Origin of the sequence: Brevibacterium sp. LS14 (genome assembly GCF_012027885.1) — a bacterium.
Lineage (GTDB): Bacteria > Actinomycetota > Actinomycetes > Actinomycetales > Brevibacteriaceae > Brevibacterium > Brevibacterium casei.
This window is the reverse complement of record NZ_SJXG01000030.1, coordinates 1-15,252: the sequence shown is the minus strand read 5'-3', so window position 1 is coordinate 15,252 and position 15,252 is coordinate 1. Positions and strand designations below refer to the sequence as shown.

The following is a 15,252-nucleotide window of genomic DNA, read 5'->3' as shown; positions in this document are numbered from 1 at the left end:
CGAGATGGCACGTCCGCCCGCGTGGAGGCACACGCTCGACGAGGCTCGGCGACAGGCCCTCGTCGCGATCGACTTCTACAACCGTCCCGGGGACCGGCGGAGCTTCAGCGACTTCATCGTCCACATCCACCTCGCCTGGCAGAACCTACTTCACGCCGACCGAATGCGCCGCAAGACGGAAATCTTCTATCGTGAGTCAGGCGGCCGACGCCACTTCAAGAGGAACCCGGACGGCTCCAAGAAAACCTGGGACCTGAGCCAGTGCCTCAAGCACGAGTTCAAGGACAACGACCCAATCAGAGCGAACATCGAGTTCTTCGTCGGGCTTCGGAACTACGTGGAGCACCGCTTCCAAGACTCAGTCCTGGTAGCAACAGCCGCAGAGGCGCACGCCTGCATCATCAACTTCGAGGCAGAACTGATCCGGAGGTTCGGCACAAGCGAGACACTGGGTTCAGAGCTGAAGTTCCCAGTCTTCGTGCAGTCGCTGAGCCCGACAAGATACGAGGAACAACGCAATCTCCGTCGAGGTCTGCCAACTACCGTCTCCACGTTCATCACTGAGTTCCAGGGCGGCTTACCAGATGACGTGCGAAGCGATGAGCGCTACGCCTACCGGCTCTTGTTGCTTCCCATGAAGGGACCCAAGACGGAAGCAGACCTCGCTCTGAACTTCGTACGGCAAGACGAACTCAGCGAAGAGGAGCTTCAAGCTCTTCTCGGCCAGGAAGGCAGCGTCATCGTCGCGGAGAAGTACCGTGAGGCGATCCACGGCGATGAGATGCTCCCCAAGGCCGCCGCCGCCGCGGTAGAGGAGCGCATCGCCTTCAAGTTCAGCGTCAACGACTTCACGCGTATCCGCAAGGAGTGGCAGATCGGGCCAGCCAGGAGCGGCGACAAGGAACAGTTGCCCAAGTCCGACGGATACTGCCTCTACTCGCCAGCCTTCAAGCAGTTCGTCTACCGGCCCAAGCTTGTGGAGCGGATGGCCGATGCGGTGGATACCGCAGAGAAGTACCAAGCTCTGCTGGGCCGTCCACCTACCGTGAAACAGCCAGCGCAGACGTGAGGACTGCAACGGTGACTTCGTGTGTGGGGCTTTCGTCAGTCTTTCGTAGCCCGCGTCTTCGCCCACACCGTGCCCCGGTGAACCCCGAAACGGCGCGCCAGCGCGTTCACGCTGACACCCTGCGCGCGAGCTGTTCGCATAGCGTCCACTTCCTTGTTAGTGAGGCGTGTTCGAGGTCGCTTCTTTGGTTCCGCTGATGCCCCGATCAACGGGTCATCGGCTCCGCCCTCGGGGTCGGCATCTTCGCGTATGCCCTGATTCCACGCGGAAACCAGCCGCTCGACCCGTGGTCGCCTGTTCCCGTAGTGCTCCATTGCGTCCACTCGAGTAGTTTTGAGACAGCACTCGTAACACGAAGGCCCCGAACCTGATGGTTCGGGGCCTTCGTCGTGGTCGGCCAGTCGAGAGCTACGCCCGGTAGGCGATCACTCCCATCATCCCGGCCTCTCCGTGGTAGACGTTGTGGCAGTGGGTGAGCCACCGACCCGGGTTGTTCGCGTCGAAGTCGACGGTCAGGGTCGCCCCGGGCAGGACGATCGACGTGTCCTTCCGTGGGCCTCCGCCAGCGAGCTGATACGTGTGCCCGTGGAGGTGGATGGGATGCCACATGTCTGTGTCGTTGACGAAGCGCACCCGCACCCGGTCGCCCTCGGAGATGCCCCACGCGTTCTCGAGCGGTTTCGCATGGTCGAAGCGGTTCCCGTCAAAGGCCCAGTCGTATTTCGCCATCGACCCGGTGAGCCGGATGGTGATCTCCTCATCGGGCGTCTTCGACGGCAGCGCCACTGACTTGGCGGCGGTGAGCACCTCGGCCGTCAGCGGCGCGGCCCCGAACTCGCCGATCTCCCCGTCGAGGGCGGGAGGCTGCCCGGACCCCGCCCGGAGTAGAGCATGCGTGCGCTGGGTCTTGCCCTCCGCCTCGGCGACGAGGGCGAAGACACCGTCTCCGACGGTGACGATCGCGTCATACCGCTCGCCCATGCCGAGGAGCAGCGAGTCGGTCTCCGTCGGCTCGACGGGGAAGCCGTCGGTGTGGGTGACGGTGAGGCGGTGCCCGGTGAGGGCGAGACGGAACGCGGTGTCGCCGCCGGCGTTGATGATGCGCAGGCGGATCCGCTCGCCCGGCTTGGCGGTGAAGGTCTCCGGGTCGTCGGGACCGCGGCCGTTGACGAGGTAGTGCGGGTAGAACACGTCGCCGGCATCGCCGCCGAGGACATCGGAACTCGCGCCCATGAGGGTGTTGCCCATCCGCATCGGCCCGCCCATGCTGCCGTGGTCCATCCCGCCCATGTCCCCCATGCCGCGGGTGAGTTCGGTGAGGACCTCGTCCGGGGTCGCGGTGACGCCGTCGAGCCAGTCGTCGAGGATGATCACCCAGTCGCGGTCGTAGTCGAGCGTCTCCTCGGGGTCGTCGACGATGAGGGCGCCGTAGAGTCCCCGGTCGAGCTGAGCGCCGACGTGCGGATGGAACCAGTAGGTTCCCGGATGCGGGGCGATGAAGTCGTACGTGAAGTCACCGCCTGCCGGGACCGGTTCCTGAGTGACCGCGGGTACGCCGTCCATGTCGTTGCGCAGTGCGAGTCCGTGCCAGTGGATCGTCGTCTCCTCCGGCAGGCGGTTGCGCAGGGTCGCCTGGAGGCGGTCACCGGCGTTCATGCGGATGACGGGAGCGGGGATCTCCCCGAAGCTCCACGTCTCCGCGGTGGTCGTGCCGAGGGTGAGGGTCGAGGCGGCCGCGGTGAGGGTGACGGTGACGGTCTCGCCGGTGGTCTCGCGGTCGGCTTCGGCGTCGTCGACGCGCTGTGAGGCAGGGTCGAGGAAGTCGCCTCCCGAGGCCTGGGCGGCGCAGCCGGTGAGGGCGAGGACGCCGAGGGCTCCGGTGAGGAAGCCGCGACGATGCAGCGGACGCGAGTTGAGAGGTCGGTTGCCGGTCATGGTGTGTTCTCCAAATCAGTCGGATCGTGCTCACGGTGAGCGGGCGGTGCAGAGGCGCACAGGCGTGCAGCCGCTGAGGCGCGTCGGCGCGGTGTGCGGCGTGAGCCGAAAGAGGTTGGGTCGTGGTCGCTCACGGGAGCGTGATCGAGGTGTCGCCGGCCGGGAGGTGGCCGGCGACGATCACGGCCTACGTCCGACTGATGGAGAGAACGGTGAGACTCGGCGCGTGCGAGTCCGGAGGTGCAGGGATGCGCGCGATGACCGGGCGCGACCCGGCCGTGTCACCGCGCGGGAGGCGGAACACCGTCCCCCGGGACCGGGGCAGGAGGAGGGAGAGGACGATCGCGGCCAACGCGCACATGAGCATGACGATGCACGGGGTGAGCGGATCGTGGTCACCGGCGCACGGCATGTCGGCGCAGGTCACGGCGGTGATCTCGTCGTTTGCGGAGATCTGCCCGACGTCGGCAGGCTGATGCCCGCCCATCGCCGAGGCGGCTCCCGGTGCCGCAGAGCCCGACGCACCGTGGGAGGACCCCGACATCCCGTGCGCGGTCGACGTCACGGACCCCGTCATAGCGCCCGACATCTGGCCGGACATCGCGTCCGACATCTCCCCGGCGTGGGGCAGCGCGAGCAGGCCCGCGGCCATCGTCAGCGCCGCGATGAGGAAGAGGACCATGCGCACCGACGATGGGCGCCTGCGGGAACGCGAGGGCGCTCCCGAGACGCGCGCAGCGGTTGCAGATCCTGATGAACTCATACCCAGTCAGGGTATCTGCTCGCGCGGCGTCGGGCAACGACGACGCGGTCCCCGAGCCGCCGGCGGGGTCGGTTCAGCAGCCGGCTCAGCATCCGGCTCAGCTGCCGGCGAGCATGTCCTTGACCATGGGCACGACCTTCTCGCCGTAGAGGCCGATCGAGGTCTGCCGCGTCTCGTGGGTGACCTTGCTCTGGTCGTACTTGAGGTCGAAGCGGTCGATACCGAGGGCCGTGATCGTCGTCGCGATCTTCTTCGCCACCGTCTCGGGCGAGCCGACGTAGAGCGCGCCGGTCTCGATCTCGGCCTCGAAGTCGCCGGGCTGCGGGGGCGGCCACCCGCGTTCGCGGTCCATCCGCCTGCGCATCGCGGTCCACCCGGGTTCGACGATCTCGCGGGCGAGCTCATCCGACTCGGCGACGAGACCGGGCGAATGGACGGCGATCGGCCGGTGCTCGATGCCGTATTCGTCCTGGGCACGGTGGAAGAGGTCGATGTAGGGGGCGAAGCGCTCGGGCTGCCCGCCGATGATCGCGAGGAAGAGGTTGAACCCGTACTTCGCTGTGCGCACCACCGACTCGGGGCTGCCGCCGACCCCGACCCAGGCCGGGATGGGCTTCTCGGTCGAGGGGAACACCTGCTGGTTCGACAGCGCGGAGCGTGTCGTCCCCTGCCAGGTCACGGGCTGGTCCCGCAGGAGCTTCGCGAGGAGCTCGAGCTTCTCCTCGAAGAGGACCTCGTAGTCGCTCAGGTCGTATCCGAAGAGCGGGAACGATTCGATGAATGACCCGCGGCCGGCGACGATCTCCGCACGCCCGTTCGAGACCGCGTCGAGGGTCGCGAAGCGCTCGAAGACCCGCACCGGGTCATCCGAGCTGAGCACCGTGACCGCGGATCCCAGTCGGATCCGCTCAGTGCGTCCCGCGATCGCCGCGAGCACCATCTCGGGGCTGGAGACCGCGAAGTCGGGGCGGTGGTGCTCACCGACTCCGAAGAAGTCGAGCCCCACCGAATCGGCGAGCACGCCGTCGGCGACGACGTCGCGCACCGTCTGCGCATGGGTGATGAGTTCGCCGTTGTCGTCCTCTGTGAGCGCACCGAAGGTGTCGAGCCCGAATTCCACATCTGCCATGCCCTGCCAACGCCGAGGCGGGACAAAAGATTCCGTGTCCGTGCCGTGTGGGAGCCTGAAGGCTGAGCGGCCTGCGCCGGCGACGACGAGCGGAGTACTGTGAGAACGGTGGGAGAATTTCCCCACCACCCGGAATAAAGCCGCACGGACGCGCCGTTGCCTGCTGTGTCTGCCTGAAATCCGCCTCTTCCGATCGGAGACCAGACTTGTCGAGTGACAAGAACACCGCCCAAGCACCGTCGTCCCACGACGATGTGATCGACCCGGCGGGGATGCGGGTCATCTGGCTCCTCCTCGTCGCCGCGTTCGTCGCGATCCTCAACGAGACGACGATGGCGATCGCCATCCCGGAGCTCAACCGTTCGCTCCACATCCCGCCTGAACTCGGGCAGCGGCTGACGAGTGCGTTCATGCTCACCATGGCCGTCGTCATCCCGACCACAGGGTTCCTCCTCCAGCGGTTCACGACACGGCAGGTCTTCCTCACCGCGATGATCCTCTTCTGCCTGGGCACACTCATCTGTCTGCTCTCGCAGGGCTTCCCGATGCTCCTCGTCGGACGCGTCGTCCAGGCGGGCGGCACCGGCATCATGATGCCGCTGCTCATGACGACGATGATGAACGTCGTCCCGCCGCATCAGCGGGGACGCATGATGGGACGGGTGAGCCTCGTCATCTCACTGGCTCCGGCGATCGGACCGACGATGTCGGGCATCGTGCTCGACTCCCTCGGCTGGCGCTGGCTCTTCGGCATCGTCCTGCCGATCGGGCTCATCGCCCTCGGTCTCGGTGCGAAGTGGATGACCAACCTCGGCGAGACCACCCACGCCCCGATCGACGTCGTCTCGATCATCCTCTCGGCGTTCGCCTTCGGCGGCATCGTCTTCGGCCTCAGCCAGTTCGGCGGCGGCGAATTGGGTGCCGGCGCCTCGGCCGGAACGGGCCTGGCCTGGGCGTCGATCGCCGGGGGGCTCGTCTTCCTCGGACTCTTCGTGTGGCGTCAGCTCGTCCTCATCAGAGCCGATCGGGCGCTGCTCGACCTGCGCGTGTTCACCTCGCGCAACTACGTCCTCTCGGTCATCATCATGGCGGTCGTGGCGCTGTCGATGTTCGGCACGCTCTCCCTCCTGCCGCTCTACCTCCAGAGCGTCGTCGGCCTCAATGCGACCCAGTCGGGCCTCGTCCTGCTCCCGGGATCGGTGCTCATGGGCCTTCTCGGTCCGGTGATGGGCCGCATCTATGACGCGAGAGGCCCACGGACGCTGCTCATCCCCGGCACGATCCTCATCGCCTCGGCGATGTTCGCGTACTCGAACGTCGGAATCGGCACCCCGATCTGGGTCCTCGTCATCATCCAGATCGCGATGTCGCTCGGACTCGCCGGGTCGTTCACGCCGCTCTTCTCGGCATCGCTGGGATCGCTCGAACGGCGTCTGTACTCCCACGGATCCGCTGCGCTCAACACCCTGCAGCAGGTCGCCGGCGCCGCGGGCACGGCGCTGCTCATCTCGATCTACTCGGCGGCTCTGCACGCGGGCCAGGCCGCCGGCAAGAGCGTCGCGGAGGCCGGGGCTCCGGGGGCTCATTCGGCGTTCCTCCTCGCTTCGGCGATTGCGCTCGTCCCCGTCGTCCTCGCCTTCTTCATCAAGAAGCCCGAAGACCAGAAGACGCCTGACGATCACGCGGTCGCCCTCGAGAGCTGACCTCGGCGGCCTCGGCGATCGGGGCGAGCATCGACGGTGAGGCCGTCGAACTCGCCCTCGATGCTGCCGAGGCGATCCGGTTCGAGAGCTGAGGTGTCGGAGTCCGGCACCTGGTGCCAGAGGCTGGGTCAGACTCTCGGGCTCAGGCGCTGATGTCCGCGGTCACGGGAGTCTCGGCGACCGCCTGCTTCCGACGCAGCTCGCCTCCCCGACCGAGACCGGCGACGAGGAAGACGACGAGACCGGCGAGGGTGACGAGCGCTCCGGCCCACAGAGGTGAGGCGTAGCCGAGCCCTGCGGCGATCGTCAGGCCGCCGACCCATGCGCCGAAGGCATTGCCGACGTTGAAGGCCGCGATGTTCGCGCCCGAGCCGAGCGTCTGGGCACCCTCCGAGTGGCCCATGATCCGCATCTGCAGCGGCGGGACGGTTGCGAACCCGAAGCCGCCCATGAGGAAGAGGGCGACGATCGTCGCAATCTGGTTGCCGGCGACCTGCGAGAAGACGGCGAGGATGACGATGAGGCCGATGAAGAGGGTGAGCAGGGTCGCGCCGAGGTTCCTGTCCGCAGCCCTGCCGCCGAGGAAGTTGCCGACGAAGAGGCCGACGCCGAAGAGGACGAGCAGCCACGGAACCGTCGAGGCCGCGAATCCGCTCACACCGGTGAGGGTGAAGGCCATGTAGGTGAAGGCGCCGAACATGCCGCCGTAGCCGAGGATCGTGATGAGGATCGACGCCCATACCTGAGGCGAGCGGAAGATCCGGAACTCGCTGAGGATGCTGCCCGTCGAGGTCGAGTGGACGCTCTCCCTGGGGACGAGCGTGACGATGCCGATGAGGGCGATGATGCCGATGACCGAGATCGCCCAGAACGTCGAACGCCACCCGGCAGCCTGGCCGAGGAACGTGCCGAGGGGAACGCCGAGGACGTTCGCGCTGGTCAGACCCGCGAACATCATGGCGATCGCCGCAGCCTGACGGTTGGGAGCAACGAGACTCGCGGCGACGACGGAGCCGATGCCGAAGAACGCTCCGTGGCAGAGGGCCCCGACGATCCGGCCGATCATCATCATCTCGTAGCTCGGCGCCATCGCGGAGAGTGCGTTGCCAAGGATGAAGAGGACCATGAGTGCGATGAGTGCGGTCTTCCGGTTGACGCGGGTGAGCGCGACCGTGAGGAGGATGGCGCCGACGGCGACAGCGAGCGCATAGCCCGAGATGAGATAGCCGGCCACGGTCTCGGTCACCGCGAAGTCCGCCGCCACTTCGGGCAGCAGACCCATGATGACGAACTCCGTGAGTCCGATGCCGAACCCGCCGATGGCGAGGGCGAGCAGTGCGAGGGGCATGGAAGGTCCTTCCGATGGGAATGAGAAGTGGTTGGTCGGGTGGTCCGCGGACGGTGCACCCGCAATATGCGGCGTGCGCAGTAGTTGCACACGCATCGATATAGATACTTGCACACGCGTTCTATCTGCGCAAGTCGTGTATCATGGAAGGACGAACGAAGTGAGGAGAAGCACGTGGGGATCAGGGACGACGCGGTGGAGATCCGGGCCCGGGGCTGGCGCACGCTCGCGGCCCTGCACGGACTCATCGACACCGAGCTCGAGCGCAGCCTGCAGCGCGAGCACGGGCTTTCGGTCGTCGAATTCACCGTGCTCGACGCGCTGAGCAGGCAGGACGGCTGGCATATGCGGATGCGACAGCTCGCCCGCGCGGCAGCGCTGTCCTCGAGTGCGACGACGCGGCTCGTCACCCGACTCGAGGACCGCGGTCTGCTCACCCGCATCCTCTGCGCCGACGACCGGCGCGGCATCTACACCGAGCTCACTCAAGCAGGTGAGAAGCTGCTCGCCGCAGCCAAGCCGACGCATGATCGAGTCCTCGAAGAGGCGCTCGCCGAGGCACGCGAGACCCCGGAGCTCGAACCTCTCGTCTCCGCGCTCTACGCCGAAGCGCCGGTCGCCTGAGCCCGGCGGGTGCGGGCCTCGTGCAGGTGCGCACCGGTGAGGCTCTCTGCCTCCTCGGCGAGATCGACCGGGGTGCCCGTTGCGACGATCTCACCGCCGTTGTCACCGGCCCCCGGACCGAGGTCGATGATCCAGTCGACGATCGAGAGCGTCCTCAGGTCGTGATCGGCGATGACGACCGTGTTGCCCGCGTCGACGAGGAGCTGGAGCTGACCGATGAGCATGTCGATGTCGGACGGGTGGAGACCCGTCGTCGGTTCGTCGAGGATGTAGAGGCTGTGACCGCGCGCTGAGCGGTGGAGTTCGGAGACGAGCTTGATCCGCTGCGCCTCCCCGCCCGAGAGCGTCGGCGCCGACTGACCGAGGCTGACGTAGCCGAGTCCGATGTCGGCGAGCAGGGTGAGGATCTTCGCCGCCGGCGGCACATCGGAGAGGAACTCGGCCGCCTCGTCGACGGTCATCGCGAGGACATCGGCGACCGACCTCCCCCGGTAGGTGACCTCGAGGGTCTCCGGGTTGTAGCGCTTGCCGTGGCAGACCGGGCATGGGGCGGTCTCCGTGGGCATGAAGAGGAGTTCGATGCTCACGACCCCGTCTCCGAGGCAGTTCGGGCAGCGCCCCTCGGGCTGGTTGAAGGAGAACCGTCCGACGCCGAAGCGGCGTGCCTTCGCTTCCGGCTGGGCGGCGAAGAGCCTGCGGACGGTGTCGAAGAGTCCCGTGTAGGTCGCCAGCGTCGACCGGGAGGTGCGGCCGATGGGACGCTGATCGACGACGATGACGCGATCGATCGCCTCGAGGCCCGTCGTCGATGCGGTCGCCAGCTCGTCGTTGCCGAGGTCCCAGACCGGCACTCCGTGGGAGATCTCCTCGGCGATCTCGACGGACTGCGGGTTCCTCTCCTCGTCGGCGGTCACCTCGGCGAGGTCGAGGGTGGTGCGGACGGCATCGGCGAGTGCCGTGAGCACGGAGGTCTTCCCCGACCCGGAGACTCCGGTGATCGCGGTGAACGCATGGAGGGGGAGGCAGACGTCGATCCCGGTGAGATTGTGGCCGGTGACGCCGAGGAGGCCGATCCACTCGGTGAGCGCGCGGGGAGCCGGTGGCGACGGCGGCAGCGGAGGAACCGGACCGAGGTAGCGGGCGGTGACGGATTCCGCCACCTCGGCGATGCCGTCGGCCGGACCGTTGTAGAGCACGCGTCCGCCGTAGCGCCCGGCCCCGGGACCGAGGTCGACGATCCAGTCGGCGGCGCGGATGACGGGGGCGCTGTGCTCGACGACGAAGATCGTGTTGCCCTCGTCTCCGAGCCGGCGCAGGGCACCGAGGAGGAGCTCGAGGTCGGCGGGGTGGAGTCCCGCCGAGGGTTCGTCGAGGACGTAGAGGACTCCGAAGAGCCCGCTGCGCAGCTGCGTGGCGAGGTGGAGGCGTTTGAGTTCGCCGCTCGAGAGCGTCGAGGTGGGGCGGGCGACCTCGAGGTAGCCGAGGCCGAGGCCGATGAGAGTGCCGAGCTGGTCGACGAGGACGTCGATGAGGGCCTGGGCGGCCTGGTTGCGTTCGACGGAGAGCTCCCCGGTGGCCGGGTGGGTGCGGGCGTTCTCGAGGAAGGAGACGAGCCCGGTGAGCGGAAGGCGGGCCGCCTCGGCGATGTCGATGCCGGCGATCGTCACAGCCAGGGCTTCGGGGTTGAGGCGTTTGCCGTGGCACGTGGGGCAGAGCCTCTCCGTCATGAAGGATGCGGCAGTTGCGCGCATCCGCGCCGAGGCGGAGTCGGCGAAGGTGTGCTCGACCCAGCGCTTGGGGCTCATGTACGTGCCCTTGTAGCCCTCCTTGACCTCGACCGTGGGCTGGTCGTCGGTCGTGAGCACCCATTGCCGGGTGTCAGCGGGGAGGGAGTCGAAGGGGACGTTGATGTCGATGCCGAGGTCGCGGAGCACCCGACGGTTGTTCTTGCCTCCGAAGGCGCCCGGCCAGGCGACGATCGCTCCGTCGTCGATGCTCAGCGACGGGTCTCCGACGAGGCGGTCCTCGTCGACCTGGAGGAGGCGGCCCATGCCCGAGCACGTCCGGCACGCGCCGACCGCGGTGTTCGGGGAGAAGCTGTCGGAGTCGAGCGGGGCGGCGTCGCGGGGGAAGGTGCCGGCGAGGTCGGCCGGTCGATAACCCTCGGGGTATGTGCCGGAGCGGGAGTAGAGCATGCGGAGGACGTTCGAGACCCGCGAGACCGTACCGACGGTCGACCGGGTGCTGCCCGACTGCTGCTGTTGGAGGGCGACGGCGGGAGGGAGTCCGGTGATGACGCGGACGTGGGGAGCCGAGCCCTGGTCGATGAGGCGTCGGGCGTAGGGGGCGACCGACTCGAGGTAGCGCTGGCGGGACTGCGTATAGATCGTGCCGAAGGCGAGTGACGACTTGCCCGAACCCGAGATCCCGGTGAAGGCGACGATCGTGTCGCGGGGGATGTCGATGTCGACGGCCCGGAGGTTGTGCTCGCGGGCACCCCGGACGGCGATGTGTCCGGAGACGACGTCGCTGCTGAGACGATCGGCGGTCATGGCTTCGATCCTAACGGCGGGGGTCTTCATCCTATGAAGCAGGTGGAGACGACTCCGGCCGACAGCGAATCGTTCGCTGTCGGCCGGATGCGGTCGATGTCTGTTCCGTGGAGGGGAACCGTGCTTCAGGAGTTCTCGTCGCGCTCCTTGTCCGCCTGTGAGAGGTCGCTGGCGGCCACGGAGCGGACCTCCTCGGAATCTCCGTCACGGGTGAGGTCGCCGGCTTCAGAGGCGACCCAGGCACTCGTCTCGCCGCCGCGGTCGTCGGACTGACGGAGAACGCTCGCTGCGACGGAGCGCTCCTCCTCGGTGGCGTTGGGATCGGACATGATGCGAGCGGCTTCGGATGCGCTGACCGAACCGGATTCTGAGGTGTTCTCGGACATGTGCTGACCTTTCTCGACTGTGGGGCGGAAACCCCCGTGGAGCTGTGGGTCGGACCCCTGTGGATGGGTGTTCAGTCTGGCATCGGCCAACTAGGGGAGTCCACAGCTTTGAGGCAATTCACATTGTTGAATGTGAAACAGTGGCGACCCCGGTCAGACGCACAGCGTGAGTGGACAGCGATGTGCCGTGGTCCCTCAGGGGTGGACGCGGATGAGGTGCTCGTTGGTGAACGCCCGCAGAGCCCATTCGGCGTTCTCGCGGCCATAGCCGGAGCGGTTGATGCCGCCGAAGGGGTATTCCGGTCCCGACTCCATGTGGGAGTTGACGAAGCTCATGCCCGCGTTGATCTTCGCGGCGAAGCGCTCGCCCTTCTCGAGGTCGTCCGTCCACACCGAGCTCATGAGCCCGTACTCGGAGTGGTTGGCGATCTCGAGGGCGTCCGCTTCATCCTTCGCCCGGTAGATCATCACGGCCGGACCGAAGAGCTCGTTGCATCCGAGGTCGGAGTCCGGGTCGATGTCGGTGAGCAGGGCCGGGGACATGAACCAGCCGGGACGGTCGAGCTTCTGCCCGCCCGTGTGCAGTGTCGCGCCGTTCTCGACGGCCTTCGCGATGCGCTCGACGATCTCATCTCGTGCGCTCTCGGAGGACAGCGGCCCCATCCCGACCTCGGGATCGTCGAACGTCGAGACCTTCGTCGCCTCGACGGCCTTCTTCGCCTCGGCGACGAATTCGTCGTAGAGCTCGTCGACGACGATGAAGCGCTTCGGGGAGGTGCACACCTGTCCGGCGTTCGTCAGGCGGATGCCGACGACCTTCTTCGCGAGTGCGGGAACGTCCGTGGAGTCGAGGACGACGAGGGGGTCGTTGCCGCCGAGTTCGAGGACTGAGCGCTTGAGGTACTTCGCCGCGATCCCCGCGACGGAGGCGCCGGCCGCTTCGGACCCGGTGAGGGAGAAGCCCTTGACCCGAGGATCCTTGAGGACCTCCTCGGCGTGGGAGCTGTCGAGGTAGATGTTCTGGTACACGCCTTCGGGCAGGCCCGCCTCGACGAGGAGGTCGGCGAAGTACTGCGAGGACACAGGACAGATCGAGGCCTGCTTCATGATGATCGCGTTGCCGACGACGAGGTTCGGGATGACGAAGCGGGCGATCTGGTTGTAGGGGAAGTTCCACGGCATGATGCCCAGCAGCACGCCGAGCGGATCGTGGCGGACGTAGCTGCGGGCGGCGCCGGCGGAGGGCAGTTCAGTGGGGTTGAGGTATTTGTGGGCGTGGTCGGCGAACCAGCGGGCCGTGCGGGCGACCTTGTCCACCTCGGCGAGGCCCTGCTGCTTCGGCTTGCCCATCTCACGGCCGATGATGTCGGTCATCTCATCGGCGTTCTCATCGACGAGGTCGGCGAACCGTCGGAGGATCGCCGAGCGTTCGATGAGGGGTGTGTCCTTCCACGACTCAAAGGCGGTGTGGCCGCGGTCGATGTAGCCAGGGATCTCCTCGACGGGGACCGAGGGGAACTCCTCCTCGACTTCGCCGGTGTTGGCATTGGTGAGTGCGAACTTGCTCATGGACGATCCTTTCGCGATGGAGGTGGGGACCTCGGTGAGGCGGTGTCCGCAACGAGGGCGGACTCCCCGTCTGGACTCCTCGGTGGAAATCCTCGTTGAGACTCCCCTTTCGAGGGTATGCCTGCTAAGGGAACACGGGGAGAGGGTGAGGAATTCCTGAAACGCCGCTTGTCGCATTCCTCGAACCTCGCCGAGGTGATCCCGGACAGACAGCGGCACCGGCCATTGTGCGGGGCTGGGGCTCCGAGGTCACTGCGGCGATGGAGCTCCGAGCTGAATGGGCAGGGCTCGTGGAACCGCCGCGGCGTGGGCCTCCAGTGACGACGATGGGGTTCCGCGGGGACGGTCGCGGGCATAGGGTGGGCGGCATGGAGAAAGTGAACGGAATCGGCGGATATTTCCTGCGTGCCAGCGATCCCGAGGCACTGTCGGCCTGGTACCAAGGCCGGCTCGGGGTCGACACCACCGAGGGGGTGTGGCGGCAAGAGGCGGGGCCGACCGTCGTGGCGGCGTTCGAGGCGGAGACGGACTACTTCGGCGAGCGTGCCGACGGGTTCGGGCGGCAGCAGACGATGCTCAACTTCCGGGTCGACGACCTCGACGCGATGCTCGAACAGCTCCAGGCCGCCGAGGCGGACGTCGACGACGAGATCCAGGAGATGGAGGGCATCGGCCGCTTCGGTTGGGTGACCGATCCCGAGGGCAACCGGATCGAACTGTGGGAGCCGGCGCCCGAGACGCTGGGGGATCCTGACGTGGAGGGCTGAGACCGTCACAAGTGGTTCAGTCGGAGCGGTCGGCTCAGCCGACGCCGGCGGTTCGGTCGCCGCTGGCACTTGACCCCTTCTGCCGGTGTACTCGTCACCGACGGTTGAATCCACCGCCGATCTCTGATTCCGCTGTCGTCGCCTGATTCCACTGCCGAGATCACATCAACGTCGACCGATGGATATCCGGTGAGTCCGGCATCGACTCCGCTCCGCCTTGCAGATGACTGTGCAGACACGTCGACACTTCGCGACAGCGTTCATCGGCGCAATGCGGTGCCTGTTTCCTCAGAACGGTGGTGGGTCGGTGACGGGGTCGTGGTCCCAGTTGATCACCGGGGGTGGCTGTCGGGTGAAGCTGGTGTCGTACTCCGTGACAGGACCGCGAGTCACGAATCCCGGTCCGGCGTTCGCGGTGGTTGGGTTCGCGGTCGTCGGGTTCGTGTTCGTGCTCGTCGCGCTGGGATCCGGCGGCGTGGTGTCGAGATTCGCTGTCGCGGGGTGTCCCGAGGTCGACGATGCGTCGACCTTGCTCTCCCAGGGAGCACGGGTATCGCTGTCGGGATCGACGGCCAAGGTCCAGGGGTCGATGCTCGGGGGCACTTGGGGAGTCGACGCGACGGAGGACTGACGGGTCGTTGTCCTGCGGGTAGGCGACGTCGTCGGGGTAGGCGAGGTTGTTGTCGGTGTCGAGTAGCCTGTCGGGGTTCTGCGGGGTTTCGGTTTCCGTCCACCCGTTTTCCGCCGTCGGGCTGGTTGGCGTTTGGTCTCGGTGGCGGCTCGGAGTCGTTTCGCCCGCTGGGCGATCGCGTGCTTGCGCTGTTGGGCCAGGGACCGGTGTCCGGTGATCGGTTCGACCGGCCCCAACGGGCAATGCCCGAGGGGTGGATCCGTCTCACACAGACTCCTTCCCGTACACCACACCAGCGACGACGACCGTGCTGACGTGCACCCTCGCTCAGCGTCAGCGGCAGCGTAGGGGTCGCTTGTTCCTGGTGGCAGGGCCTTCATCCGCACCGGGTCATGCCCGGGAGGCAGACAGGCCGGAAAGACGGCGTGTTCCCAATCCATGGCGTGGTCGAGACGCAGACGTGCCCGTGCCGCATTCGATGCCTCGGTAGCCTCCCGCAGCGCTTGGTCACGGGCAGCGACTTCCGCGATCCGTCGCTGTTGTGCTCTGTGCTCCTTGACGTGTTCTCTCGTGGGTGGAACTTCAATGATTGCGGGTTCGTCCGGGACGTCATGGTCGGGGGTCACCCACCGGCATGGTCGCATCCGGGCCAGGTCGGCGAATGCCAGGGCGTGGTCGATGTCGATGGGTTGGTCAGGGGCCTCGATTGTGGTCATCAGCCCGTGGGGGAACTCGTAGGCGATCCGACTCGTTCCACTGCCCCGGTCGTTCATGTC

Annotated in this window: 12 protein-coding genes; 5 read left to right on the top strand and 7 right to left on the bottom strand. The window is 67.0% G+C overall.

Features of this window, described 5'->3' with window-relative positions; all coding sequences use genetic code 11:
• Positions 1-4 precede the first annotated feature (4 nt).
• Entirely contained in the window at positions 5-1,069 is a 1,065-nt protein-coding gene (locus tag EZE58_RS02700) for a DUF3644 domain-containing protein (protein WP_009381267.1), read from the top strand.
• 408 nt (positions 1,070-1,477) lie between these two features.
• Here EZE58_RS02700 and EZE58_RS02695 read toward each other — a convergent pair whose 3' ends face one another.
• The 3 genes from EZE58_RS02695 to EZE58_RS02685 form a co-directional block, all read right to left on the bottom strand.
• Entirely contained in the window at positions 1,478-3,004 is a 1,527-nt protein-coding gene (locus tag EZE58_RS02695) for a multicopper oxidase family protein (protein WP_144587792.1), read from the bottom strand.
• Positions 3,005-3,191: 187 nt separating this feature from the next.
• Positions 3,192-3,686, bottom strand: coding sequence for a hypothetical protein (locus tag EZE58_RS02690; protein ID WP_167559765.1), 495 nt, complete (start codon positions 3,684-3,686; stop codon positions 3,192-3,194).
• A 178-nt stretch (positions 3,687-3,864) separates the two neighbouring features.
• Complete coding sequence (locus EZE58_RS02685) at positions 3,865-4,896, bottom strand: Atu2307/SP_0267 family LLM class monooxygenase (RefSeq protein ID WP_167559763.1); 1,032 nt, start codon at positions 4,894-4,896, stop codon at positions 3,865-3,867.
• Positions 4,897-5,102: 206 nt separating this feature from the next.
• Here EZE58_RS02685 and EZE58_RS02680 point away from each other — a divergent pair, with 206 nt between their 5' ends.
• A complete protein-coding gene (locus EZE58_RS02680; protein ID WP_167559761.1) occupies positions 5,103-6,599 on the top strand; it encodes a DHA2 family efflux MFS transporter permease subunit in 1,497 nt (498 codons plus the stop codon).
• 142 nt (positions 6,600-6,741) lie between these two features.
• Here EZE58_RS02680 and EZE58_RS02675 read toward each other — a convergent pair whose 3' ends face one another.
• Positions 6,742-7,947 carry an MFS transporter gene (locus tag EZE58_RS02675; protein ID WP_144587797.1) on the bottom strand — a complete coding sequence of 402 codons (1,206 nt, stop codon included), beginning with the start codon at positions 7,945-7,947 and terminating at the stop codon, positions 6,742-6,744.
• 174 nt (positions 7,948-8,121) lie between these two features.
• On the opposite strand from EZE58_RS02675, the gene EZE58_RS02670 reads away from it, so the two are divergent.
• Positions 8,122-8,571 carry a MarR family transcriptional regulator gene (locus EZE58_RS02670; RefSeq protein ID WP_009381257.1) on the top strand — a complete coding sequence of 150 codons (450 nt, stop codon included), beginning with the start codon at positions 8,122-8,124 and terminating at the stop codon, positions 8,569-8,571.
• Here the strand turns inward: EZE58_RS02670 and EZE58_RS02665 are convergent.
• The 3 genes from EZE58_RS02665 to EZE58_RS02655 form a co-directional block, all read right to left on the bottom strand.
• On the bottom strand, positions 8,547-11,123 hold the full coding sequence (locus EZE58_RS02665) for an excinuclease ABC subunit UvrA (protein WP_144587799.1): 2,577 nt from the start codon (positions 11,121-11,123) through the stop codon (positions 8,547-8,549). The genes EZE58_RS02670 and EZE58_RS02665 overlap by 25 nt on opposite strands.
• A gap of 125 nt (positions 11,124-11,248) precedes the next feature.
• A complete protein-coding gene (locus EZE58_RS02660) occupies positions 11,249-11,509 on the bottom strand; it encodes a hypothetical protein (protein WP_009381251.1) in 261 nt (86 codons plus the stop codon).
• Positions 11,510-11,704: 195 nt separating this feature from the next.
• Complete coding sequence (locus EZE58_RS02655; RefSeq protein ID WP_009381250.1) at positions 11,705-13,078, bottom strand: NAD-dependent succinate-semialdehyde dehydrogenase; 1,374 nt, start codon at positions 13,076-13,078, stop codon at positions 11,705-11,707.
• A 368-nt stretch (positions 13,079-13,446) separates the two neighbouring features.
• On the opposite strand from EZE58_RS02655, the gene EZE58_RS02650 reads away from it, so the two are divergent.
• Both EZE58_RS02650 and EZE58_RS02645 read left to right on the top strand, forming a co-directional pair.
• The gene (locus tag EZE58_RS02650; protein ID WP_063250783.1) at positions 13,447-13,845 is read left to right on the top strand and encodes a VOC family protein; all 399 of its coding nucleotides are present in this window, start codon (positions 13,447-13,449) and stop codon (positions 13,843-13,845) included.
• A 223-nt stretch (positions 13,846-14,068) separates the two neighbouring features.
• Positions 14,069-14,476: a hypothetical protein gene (locus tag EZE58_RS02645; protein ID WP_167559760.1), complete on the top strand. Its 408-nt coding sequence runs from the start codon at positions 14,069-14,071 to the stop codon at positions 14,474-14,476.
• Positions 14,477-15,252: the final 776 nt, after the last annotated feature.

Excerpts from the sequence above, each read along its gene's own strand:
- EZE58_RS02645 (WP_167559760.1), top strand. The coding sequence starts at position 14,069 with ATGACTGTGCAGACACGTCGACACTTCGCGACAGCGTTCATCGGCGCA.
- EZE58_RS02700 (WP_009381267.1), top strand. The coding sequence starts at position 5 with ATGGCACGTCCGCCCGCGTGGAGGCACACGCTCGACGAGGCTCGGCGA.
- EZE58_RS02685 (WP_167559763.1), bottom strand. The coding sequence starts at position 4,896 with ATGGCAGATGTGGAATTCGGGCTCGACACCTTCGGTGCGCTCACAGAG.
- EZE58_RS02655 (WP_009381250.1), bottom strand. The coding sequence starts at position 13,078 with ATGAGCAAGTTCGCACTCACCAATGCCAACACCGGCGAAGTCGAGGAG.
- EZE58_RS02650 (WP_063250783.1), top strand. The coding sequence starts at position 13,447 with ATGGAGAAAGTGAACGGAATCGGCGGATATTTCCTGCGTGCCAGCGAT.
- EZE58_RS02695 (WP_144587792.1), bottom strand. The coding sequence starts at position 3,004 with ATGACCGGCAACCGACCTCTCAACTCGCGTCCGCTGCATCGTCGCGGC.
- EZE58_RS02675 (WP_144587797.1), bottom strand. The coding sequence starts at position 7,947 with ATGCCCCTCGCACTGCTCGCCCTCGCCATCGGCGGGTTCGGCATCGGA.
- EZE58_RS02660 (WP_009381251.1), bottom strand. The coding sequence starts at position 11,509 with ATGTCCGAGAACACCTCAGAATCCGGTTCGGTCAGCGCATCCGAAGCC.
- EZE58_RS02690 (WP_167559765.1), bottom strand. The coding sequence starts at position 3,686 with ATGGTCCTCTTCCTCATCGCGGCGCTGACGATGGCCGCGGGCCTGCTC.
- EZE58_RS02665 (WP_144587799.1), bottom strand. The coding sequence starts at position 11,123 with ATGACCGCCGATCGTCTCAGCAGCGACGTCGTCTCCGGACACATCGCC.